This window comes from Oliverpabstia sp., from assembly GCF_022785585.1.
GTDB lineage: Bacteria > Bacillota > Clostridia > Lachnospirales > Lachnospiraceae > Oliverpabstia > Oliverpabstia intestinalis.
This window is the reverse complement of record NZ_JALFPR010000171.1, coordinates 1-9,863: the sequence shown is the minus strand read 5'-3', so window position 1 is coordinate 9,863 and position 9,863 is coordinate 1. Positions and strand designations below refer to the sequence as shown.

The following is a 9,863-nucleotide window of genomic DNA, read 5'->3' as shown; positions in this document are numbered from 1 at the left end:
AACCATCATCCACAAGGATCAGTTCAAAGGGTTCCTGCACGGTTTCACGGAAGACTTTCTCGAGACGTGTATAAAGTTCCGTTAAGGTATGTTCCGAATTATATACCGGAACAACAACAGAATATAAACTCATAGTATCTTGTATTTCCTTTCTTAAAGGGTTGTGTTCTGTGCTTCATCATATCATTTTCAATCCTTTATTTCAAGGTTTTCCGGGGAAACGGCTCACCTTGACAATGGATTTTACAACAGATATAATGGTGCAAGATCAACGCAGAAAAAAGTGGGGAGGAACAGCTTTGCAGTACAGAGAATACGATACGGAAATATTGAATCGAATCAAGGATGTGGAAAAACAGATTTTATGCAAATATATCGAAATCTGCGAAAAATACCATCTGCGTTATTTTGTGGCGTTCGGGACACTTCTCGGAACGGTGCGGCATAAAGGATTTATTCCCTGGGACGATGATATTGATGTGGGAATGCCGAGAGAAGACTATGAGAGATTCCTTCAGATTGCACAGAAAGAATGCGGGGAAGAGTATTTTCTTCAGACTGTGGATACGGATCCGGAATATCATCTGTATTTTGCAAAACTACGCATGAATCGCACTCGTTTTGTGGAAAACAGTCTGCAAAAGTCGGGAAGCATTACCGGATTCTATATTGATATCTTTCCTTACGATGAGATTTCTGATGATGAGGCAGAGATGGAAAAACAGCTGAACCGGGCGGTGCGTTGGGGCATGATCCTGAGTATCTATAAGGTCAAAGAACCACAGATCGGCCAGTACGGACCGGCAAAAGACTTTGTAATGCGATCCATCTGGCATATTCTGCATGGTGGAATGCATCTGTGCGGAATCTCTGCGGGAATGGTCTGGAAAAAGTGTAATCAGGCATTTATGAAGAAACCGGAGAAAGGGAGTTCTCGGATGACAACCTTTGCCGCAGATGCAAAAAAATGGATCATTGAGAAAAAAGAGATTGAACAGCTGGTGGATGTGCCTTTTGAGAATATCACTGTGAAGATTCCATGCGGATATGATGCCATCCTGACCAGATGTTACGGAGATTATATGAAACTTCCGGATGAAGAAGACAGGGTAAATCATATGCCTGTAGAGATTCAGTTTCCGGGAGAAGAGGTAATGACATTTGGAAAATGAAAATAAAGAACCCATCAGAGTATCGGTGATTGTTCCGGTTTATAACGCGGAAAGCTATCTTCGCATATGCCTGGATTCAATTTTACAGCAGTCTCTTGAGGAAATCGAGATCCTTGCGGTGGATGACGGGAGCAAAGATCACTCGGCGAAGATACTGAGAGAATATGAAAAAAAATACCCGGATAAAATCCATGTGATCTATCAGGAAAACCAAGGCCAGTCAGCGGCGCGAAATCATGCACTGGCGATGGCATCCGGAGAGTTCGTGGCATTTGTGGACAGCGACGATTACATAGGAAAGGATTTTCTGAAGAGAATGTATAACACTGCCATAGAAAAGAAGTCAGATATGGTGATGTGCAATTATACCAAGGTGACAGAACGGGGCGAGATCATACAGAAGTATGAGATCAATTATCAGGAAAAAGGGATTCGGATTCCATCTTATCTTTGCTGTAACCGTCTGGTAAGAAGACAACTGTTTGATACCTGGAAGATTCATTTCCGTGAAGGCGTGATCTGTGAAGATATTCCGCTGATCTTAAAACTGGAAGCCGTTGCCACAAATATTCAGACCATCGGGGACGGAGAATATTATTACCGTGCAAATCCCCAGTCGACAACATCTACGATCAAAAACCGGAAACTGGAGATGTGGCAGCTGCCTTTTGGAGAATTGCGTGATGCCATTGCATTCTGTACAGACAAAGAGCATCCGATGGATCCACTGAAACTGGAATTTTTTATCAGCAGGATCATGACGAGTCTGTTGTTTGATACGGGAAGAGGATGCCGCAAAGAGGTGAAGGACGGGATGTGCCGGGAAGTACAGGAAATCATGGAAACCTGTTTCCCACGATGCTATAAAAATCCCTACATAAAAGTGGGATATTTTCACCAGCTTCCGGCGGTACAAAGGATCGGACCGTGGATCTTTGTGTGTGCACTCCGGGTGCACGGACTGAAACTTCTGACAAAACTGGTAGGCTGAACAAAAAGGAAAAAATGGAAGAAAAAAAAGTATCAATACAAAAGAGTATTATCTGGAACTCGGCGGGAAGTATGGTATATCTGATCACACAGTGGCTGATCAGTGTACTGGTGGTCCGGCTGTCCGGAGTGGAAACAGCGGGAATCCTTACCCTTGCCATGTCGGTTAACAATGTATTTTACAGCATCGCTATGCAGGGGATCCGCAATTATCAGGTATCGGACATGAAAGAAAAATATACCTCCGGTATCTATGTGAGCAGCCGTCTGATCATCTGTATCCTTTCATTCCTGGTCTGTGTAGGTTATGCACTGATTGCCGGATACAGCTACGGATCGAGTCTGTGTATCGTTGCATACTGCCTGTTTAAGATGGCGGAGGCGTTCTACGATGTCTATGCCGGAATCTGTCAGAAAAAATGGCGGATGGACTGGATCGGAAAGTCCTGGATGGTGAAAGGAATCCTTTCATTTGTGGGATTTGTGGCGGTACTGGCAGTGACACAGAGTCTGCTGGCAGCCATTCTTGCTATGGCACTGGTTTCCTGGCTGGTGATCTTTTTGTATGATATTCCTCGGGCAAAGAAGCTGGATACCATAAAGATCCATCTGAAAGAGAAAAAAAATATAACACTGATGGCGGAATGTTTTCCGCTGTTATGTTACCAGACTATGTCATCGGTCATTCCGACGATCCCGCGTCTGGTCATGGAAAAACTTCTGGGAGGTGTAGCACTCGGTATCTATGGATCAGTCGCAGCACCCACAATGATCGTTCAGATGGGAGCATCCTATGTATTTAACCCGTTTATCACGCTGTTTGCCGAACAGTACAGCAGTGGAAATATCCGGGATTTCTGGAAAACCTTTCGCAAATGCATGGCAGCAATTTTGCTGATCAGTGTTGTCGCTCTGGGAGGAGGAAAGATCCTCGGACACTGGGGGCTGGAACTTCTGTACGGGGATGAGGTGGCAGCGCATGAAGATCTGCTGCTTCCACTTATCGGCTGTACGATCCTGACTGCCATCGTGTGGTTTTTATGTGCACTGCTTACGGTAGTGAGAGAAATCAAAGGACTGGTTATATGCAATGTGATCATACTTCCGGTCAGCTATTTTGGTGCGTATTTGCTGATTCAGCAATATGGAATGCAGGGCGGAAGTATTTCTCTGGCAGTGAGTTATCTGATTGAAATTGGCGCACTCTGGTTCTGGCTGTTACGGAAGGTCAAACAAAGAGAAAAACAACATATGGAACAATAAGAAAAAGTGCCTGTTATGAGGCACTTTTTTGCCTGTAATGCATATCAATAATTGCCAGTGGACCCAAGTTGATTGTAAGTGTAAATTGCAATAGAAAAGTATTCTTGAAGCGAAAGTATAAGAATGGTATAATAAGATGATATGGTATCGCTCGTAAAGACGATATACAAAAAAATAAAAGGAAAAAACAATGGAAAAAGTAAAGAATTACATACAGCTTCACCTGAATATTCTGCTGTTTTCCCTGACCAGCGTATTTTCCAAGATGGCATCCGTGCAGTATAACCGGCACGGGCTGGGAAGTATCTGGCTTTATGTGTTCCTGGCACTGATGATCGGAAACTGCGGAATCTATGCCATTGCATGGCAGCAGGTGATAAAGAAGTTTTCCCTGTCCACAGCCTATGCCAACAAGAGTGTGTACCTGTTGTGGTCGCAGATCTGGGCAGTGGTGATCTTTCATGAAAATCTGTCGGTACGGAATATTATCGGTATCCTGGTAGTTCTCACCGGCGTATGGGTGGTGCAGCGCTATGAATAGAATGTTTATGTTACTGATGCTGGCAGGCACATTTTTTACTGCCATCTCCCAGGTACTCTTAAAACAGAGTGCCAATAAAAAATACAGCAATCCGCTGCTGGAATATCTGAACTGGCGGGTGATCGTGGCGTACGGGATCTTTTTCGGTGTATTGCTTCTGAACACCTGGTGTTATACAAAAGTAGATATGCGGTTTGGACCGGTGATCGATACGGCTGCGTATGTATTTGTTCTGATCTTTTCAAGAGTGATCCTGAACGAAAAGATCACAAAAGGAAAACTTGTTGGAAACCTGCTGATCATAGCAGGAATTTTGATTTATACGATGTGAGATGATACAAGACTCAAAAGTACGGAACAATCCGATATCAAAGCAAAACAATAACAGGAGTGAGAAGAGTGAGAATCAGTTTTAACCGCCCACCGTTTGTGGGAAAAGAAACAGAGTATATTAAAGAAGCCGTAGAAAAAAACGGTATGATCTGCGGAGACGGTCCATTTACCAAAAAATGTTCCCAGTGGATGAAGGACAGGTTTCAGACGAAAAACGTATTGCTGACAACTTCCTGTACCCATGCACTGGAGATGGCAGCGTTTCTGGCGGATATTCAGCCGGGAGATGAAGTGATCATGCCGTCGTATACCTTTGTATCCACCGCGGATGCTTTTGTTTTACGGGGAGCCACCTGCGTGTTTGTGGACATCCGTCCGGATACCATGAACATTGATGAGACAAAAATTGAGGAAGCAATTACAGAAAAGACCAAAGCAATCGTGCCGGTTCATTATGCAGGCGTCAGCTGTGCAATGGATGAGATCATGGCAATTGCGAAAAAATATAACCTGAAAGTGGTGGAAGATGCCGCGCAGGGAGTAAATGCTTTTTATAAAGGAAAAGCACTTGGAACAATCGGTGATTTTGGCTGCTACAGTTTCCATGAGACAAAGAATTATTCCATGGGAGAGGGCGGTGCGATTCTCTTTCAGGATGACAGATACCTGGAACCTGCAGAAATCTTACGGGAAAAGGGAACAAACCGCAGCCAGTATTTCCGTGGACAGATTGATAAATATACCTGGGTGGGCTATGGATCGTCCTATCTGCCAAGCGATATGAATGCCGCTTATCTGTGGGCGCAGCTGGAAGAGGCAGACAAGATCAATGATAAGAGATTGTCCATCTGGAACTTCTATCACGAAGAACTGAAAGAACTGGAAGACAAAGGGGTGCTGGAACGCCCGTATATTCCGGAGTATGCCACACACAATGCCCACATGTATTACATCAAAGTAAAAGATCTGAGGGTGCGTACAAAGCTTCTGGCTTATCTGAAAGAGCGTGGGATCCTGAGTGTTTTCCATTATGTTCCACTGCACTCTGCAACAGCCGGAAAGAAGTTTGGACGGTTCCATGGCGAGGATGTTTACACGACAAAAGAGAGCGAACGGCTGTGTCGTCTGCCGATGTACTACAGTCTGTCCCTGGAAGAAGCAGCGGAAGTGGTAAAAGCGCTGAAAGAATTTCCGGAGTATGAGACGATAGAAGACAGGTAGCTATTCAGAGGGCAGAAACTGTTAACCGGGAAGACACTGGACAGTTACGAAAGCAGATAAGAGGCAACAGAAAGGAGTATCGATGAGTTCAGGAAACTGGATGCGTTATCTCAAAAAGATAAAACCGTATACGATAAAAAAGGGGATCCGCTATCTGAAACATTACGGACCGAAAGAGTTCTGGGTGCGTCTGTGTGAGCGGATGGAGCCGGAAGAAGTGCCTTATGGTCCATGGTTTGAGAATCACAAACCTTCGGAAAAAGAACTGGAAGGGCAGAGAAGGAAACAGTGGAAAAAACAGCCAATGATCAGTGTGGTTGTTCCGGCATATAAAACACCGGCGAAATTCCTGCGGGAAATGATAGAATCACTGGAGGTGCAGACCTATACAAACTGGGAACTGTGTATCGCCAATGCAAGCCCCGAGGATGCAGCGATGTCGGAAGTACTCCGGGAATACACCTCGAAAGATGCCAGAGTAAAAGTGGAGAATCTGAAAGAAAATCTCGGAATCGCGGAAAATACGAACGCAGCGATGGAGATGGCAGCCGGAGAATATACCGGTCTGCTTGACCATGACGATCTGCTGGCACCACAGGCACTGTACCGGATCGTGGAAGCACTGAATCAGAGCAGAGAAGAGCCGGATGTCTTTTATTCGGATGAAGATAAAGTAACGACGGATCTGAGCGAACATTTTCAGCCACATTTCAAACCGGATTTTAATGTGGATCTGTTAAGATCCAATAATTATATTACACATTTCTTCGTGGTGAGAACCAGTCTGATCCGTCAGGTGGGCGGGTTCCGCAGAGAGTATGACGGGGCACAGGATTATGATTTCATCTTCCGTTGCACGGAGGCTGCGAAGAAGATCTGCCATATCCCGGAGGTGCTGTATCACTGGCGGACGCATCAGGCATCCACGGCGGATAATCCGGCAAGCAAGATGTATGCGTTTGAGGCGGGAAAGAGAGCTATTGAAGCACATCTGAAACGACAGGGTGTGGAGGGAACCGTGAGTCATACGAAAGATCTTGGTTTCTATCAGGTGGAATATCCGGTGCAGGGAACCCCGCTGGTGTCGGTCCTGATCCCGAACAAAGATCAGAAAGATACGTTGAAACAGTGTCTGGATTCGGTATTTTCCAAAACTACATATTGCAATTACGAAGTAATCATCATAGAAAATAACAGCCAGGAGAAAGAAACCTGGGAATATTATGAAGAACTGAAAAAACGGAATAACGTAAAAATTGTGATCTGGGAATCCGGATTTAATTATTCAGCCATCAATAATTTCGGAGAAAAATCGGCTTCCGGAGAGTATCTGCTGTTTTTGAATAATGATGTGGAAGTGATCAATCCTCACTGGATGGAAGAAATGCTGGGGAACTGCCAACGGAAAGAAGTGGGTATCGTGGGAGCAAAACTGTATTACCCGGACGATACGATCCAGCATGCTGGAACAATCATCGGAATCGGCGGGATCGCCGGTCATGCATTCTTAAATATGCCACGTTCGAGAAGTGGGTATCTTCACAAAGCATCTTTGCAGATGGATCTGAGCGCAGTGACTGCCGCATGTATGATGATGAAGCGAACTGTTTTTGAAAGTCTGGATGGATTTGAAGAAGCACTGACAGTGGCGTTTAACGACGTGGATCTTTGCCTGCGGTGCGTGAGAGCAGGATATCTTGTGGTCTATAATCCGAGGGTGGAATTATATCATTACGAATCCAAATCCAGGGGATCGGAGGACAGTGAAGACAAAGTGCGCCGGTTCCAGCAGGAGATAGAATTTATGCGGACCAGATGGATCGATTTGTTAAAGCAGGGAGATCCTTATTATAATAAAAACCTTACGTTGAGCAAATGGAATTATTCGCTGCGTGCGTAAGGAAGGAGATACCATGAAGAAGATAACTGTTGTGATTCCTAATTTTAATGGGATACAGTATGTAGAACGTTGTCTGGACAGTTTGAAACGACAGACTTTTTCTGAATTCGATGTGATATTTGTGGACAATGGTTCCGTAGATGGGAGCAGAGAACTGACAGAAGAAAAATATCCATGGGTACGGGTAATTGCACTTGCGGAAAATACTGGTTTTTGTAAAGCAGTGAATATCGGAATTGAAGCAACACAGACACCATATGTAGTACTGTTAAATAATGATACCGAGGCAGAGCCCGATTTTCTGCTGGAACTGTATCGGGGAATTGAAAGGAAAAAGAATGCTTTTTCTGCAGCTGCTCGGATGCTGCAGTTTCATGATCGGGGAAAGATAGACGATGCCGGAAATTATTATAACTGTCTTGGCTGGGCGTTTGCGCTTGGGAAGGGAAAACCGGAAGAAAAATACAGAAAAGAGCGGAAAATATTTGCTTCCTGTGGCGGAGCTGCTATTTATCGGACAGAACTGGTAAAGCAGCTGGGAGGATTTGATGAGGAACATTTTGCGTATCTTGAGGATATTGATCTTGGATATCGGGCACAGATAGCAGGGTATGAAAACTGGTATTTGCCGAAGGCAGGGGTGTATCACGTGGGAAGCGGAACTTCAGGATCACGCTATAATCAGTTTAAAATCAGATATTCTTCCAGAAATAATGTTTATATGCTTTATAAAAATATGCCATTGCTCCAGATCTTACTGAATCTGCCTTTTCTGGTGCTGGGATTCACTGTGAAACTTATATTCTTTGCTTCAAAGAAATATGGGCGGGAATATGCAGCAGGGATTAAAAATGGTTTTTCACTGTGTAAAAAAGATAAAAAAGTACCGTTTTTTTGGAAAAATCTTCCTAATTACGGGAAGATTCAATTGCAGTTGTGGATCAATGTGATACGGAGATTTGACGTTACTGTTCACTGGTAATATCACGCGAGGTGTTTTTTGCGAGCGAAGGTCACAGAAAACCCGAGACATATCGCGTGAATTTATGCGATTAGCATAAATTCTGTGCATCGTGCAGCGTGAACAGTAACGATTTGGATGAGAGAAACATTGGAGAACGTAAGTTTTGTTGACAGGAAAATATATCCTGACTATAATATGTAAGAAAAGTGTAAGCTAATTAACAAAATGTTTGGTTGTGGTTTTGTATATTGCGTATTATAGTAATATTGTAAATACAAAACATACCAGAAATACTAAAAGGTGAAAAATATTGATTAAAGATAATCAGAAGTACTTTAATCGTATGCATGTAGTGATTGATGCTGTTGTGATCATTGTTTCTTATCTGCTGGCATGGACATTAAAATTCGTGGGTCCCTTTTCAGTAGATGCGGTCAGAAGTTTATCTTTTGAATGGTATATGACAGCGCTGGTTGGAATCGTACCGGTTTATCTGATCCTGTATTATGCGTTTAATCTGTATACACCGAAACGGGTGCAGGGACGCAGACTGGAATTTTCTAATATTGTAAAAGCCAATACGGTGGGAATATTGTTGATCATCGGGTGCATTTATGTGTGGCTCAAAGAAATCAACTTTTCCCGTGATATGTTGTTTTTCTTCTATTTTATAAATATGTTCCTGGAAGAATTGGTCCGTATCACGATTCGTTATCTGTTGCGGGATATCCGTAAACGAGGTTTGAATCAGAAGCATATCCTGTTGGTTGGTTACAGTAAGGCAGCAGAAGCATATATTGACCGGATACTTGAAAATCCACAGTGGGGATATCAGATCCGTGGAATCCTCGATGATAATGTGGAAGCCGGAACTATGTACCGCGGAATTAAAGTGCTTGGAAGAATCGCAAATCTAATGGTGATCCTGCCGGAAAACAGGCTGGATGAGATTGCAATCACTTTGGGATTGAGTGAATATTACCGGCTGCAGGAAATTGTGGCAATGTGTGAAAAGTCAGGAGTACACACGAAGTTTATTCCTGATTACAATAATATCATTCCGACAAAACCATATACAGAAGATTTACTGGGACTTCCGGTCATCAATATCCGTTATGTACCGCTGACTAATACGTTCAATGCGGTGGTAAAACGGCTGATGGATATTTTCGGATCGATCGTTGCAATTATTCTGTTTTCTCCGATAATGTTGTTTGCTGTGATCATGATCAAGCTGACTTCTCCGGGACCGCTGATATACAAACAGGAGCGGGTGGGACTGCATAATCATACATTTATGATGTATAAGTTCCGTTCAATGGAAGTACAGTCGAAGGAAAGTGAAAAGAAGGCATGGACCGTCAAAAACGATCCAAGGGTAACCGGAATCGGGAAGCTGATGCGACGGACGAGTATCGATGAGCTGCCACAGCTGTTTAACATTCTCAAAGGAGATATGAGTCTGGTGGGACCAAGACC

10 protein-coding genes are annotated in these 9,863 nt (G+C 43.7%); 9 read left to right on the top strand and 1 reads right to left on the bottom strand.

Going from position 1 to position 9,863, the window contains the following annotated elements; all coding sequences use genetic code 11:
- Positions 1-133, bottom strand: a 133-nt coding sequence (locus MSA64_RS12145; protein WP_287891691.1) for a glycosyltransferase, incomplete at its 3' end; no start/stop codon positions are given.
- A 166-nt stretch (positions 134-299) separates the two neighbouring features.
- Here MSA64_RS12145 and MSA64_RS11670 point away from each other — a divergent pair.
- From MSA64_RS11670 to MSA64_RS11630, 9 genes are all read left to right on the top strand, one after another.
- Entirely contained in the window at positions 300-1,172 is an 873-nt protein-coding gene (locus tag MSA64_RS11670; protein WP_205839953.1) for a LicD family protein, read from the top strand.
- A complete protein-coding gene (locus tag MSA64_RS11665) occupies positions 1,162-2,163 on the top strand; it encodes a glycosyltransferase family 2 protein (protein ID WP_154432589.1) in 1,002 nt (333 codons plus the stop codon). The genes MSA64_RS11670 and MSA64_RS11665 overlap by 11 nt, the downstream gene beginning before the upstream one ends.
- Before the next feature lie 14 nt (positions 2,164-2,177).
- Complete coding sequence (locus MSA64_RS11660; RefSeq protein ID WP_154432590.1) at positions 2,178-3,425, top strand: lipopolysaccharide biosynthesis protein; 1,248 nt, start codon at positions 2,178-2,180, stop codon at positions 3,423-3,425.
- Between the two features lie 190 nt (positions 3,426-3,615).
- Positions 3,616-3,966: a hypothetical protein gene (locus tag MSA64_RS11655; RefSeq protein ID WP_022171134.1), complete on the top strand. Its 351-nt coding sequence runs from the start codon at positions 3,616-3,618 to the stop codon at positions 3,964-3,966.
- Positions 3,959-4,297: an EamA family transporter gene (locus MSA64_RS11650; RefSeq protein ID WP_022171133.1), complete on the top strand. Its 339-nt coding sequence runs from the start codon at positions 3,959-3,961 to the stop codon at positions 4,295-4,297. Before MSA64_RS11655 ends, MSA64_RS11650 begins: the two co-directional genes overlap by 8 nt.
- Positions 4,298-4,365: 68 nt before the next feature.
- Positions 4,366-5,520, top strand: a complete 1,155-nt coding sequence (gene rffA, locus MSA64_RS11645; RefSeq protein ID WP_227750448.1) for a dTDP-4-amino-4,6-dideoxygalactose transaminase — start codon at positions 4,366-4,368, stop codon at positions 5,518-5,520.
- Positions 5,521-5,602: 82 nt separating this feature from the next.
- On the top strand, positions 5,603-7,420 hold the full coding sequence (locus MSA64_RS11640) for a glycosyltransferase family 2 protein (RefSeq protein ID WP_287891690.1): 1,818 nt from the start codon (positions 5,603-5,605) through the stop codon (positions 7,418-7,420).
- Between the two features lie 13 nt (positions 7,421-7,433).
- Positions 7,434-8,402 carry a glycosyltransferase family 2 protein gene (locus MSA64_RS11635; protein ID WP_154432593.1) on the top strand — a complete coding sequence of 323 codons (969 nt, stop codon included), beginning with the start codon at positions 7,434-7,436 and terminating at the stop codon, positions 8,400-8,402.
- 292 nt (positions 8,403-8,694) lie between these two features.
- A partial coding sequence (locus tag MSA64_RS11630; protein WP_287891689.1) for an exopolysaccharide biosynthesis polyprenyl glycosylphosphotransferase occupies positions 8,695-9,863 on the top strand: 1,169 nt, incomplete at its 3' end.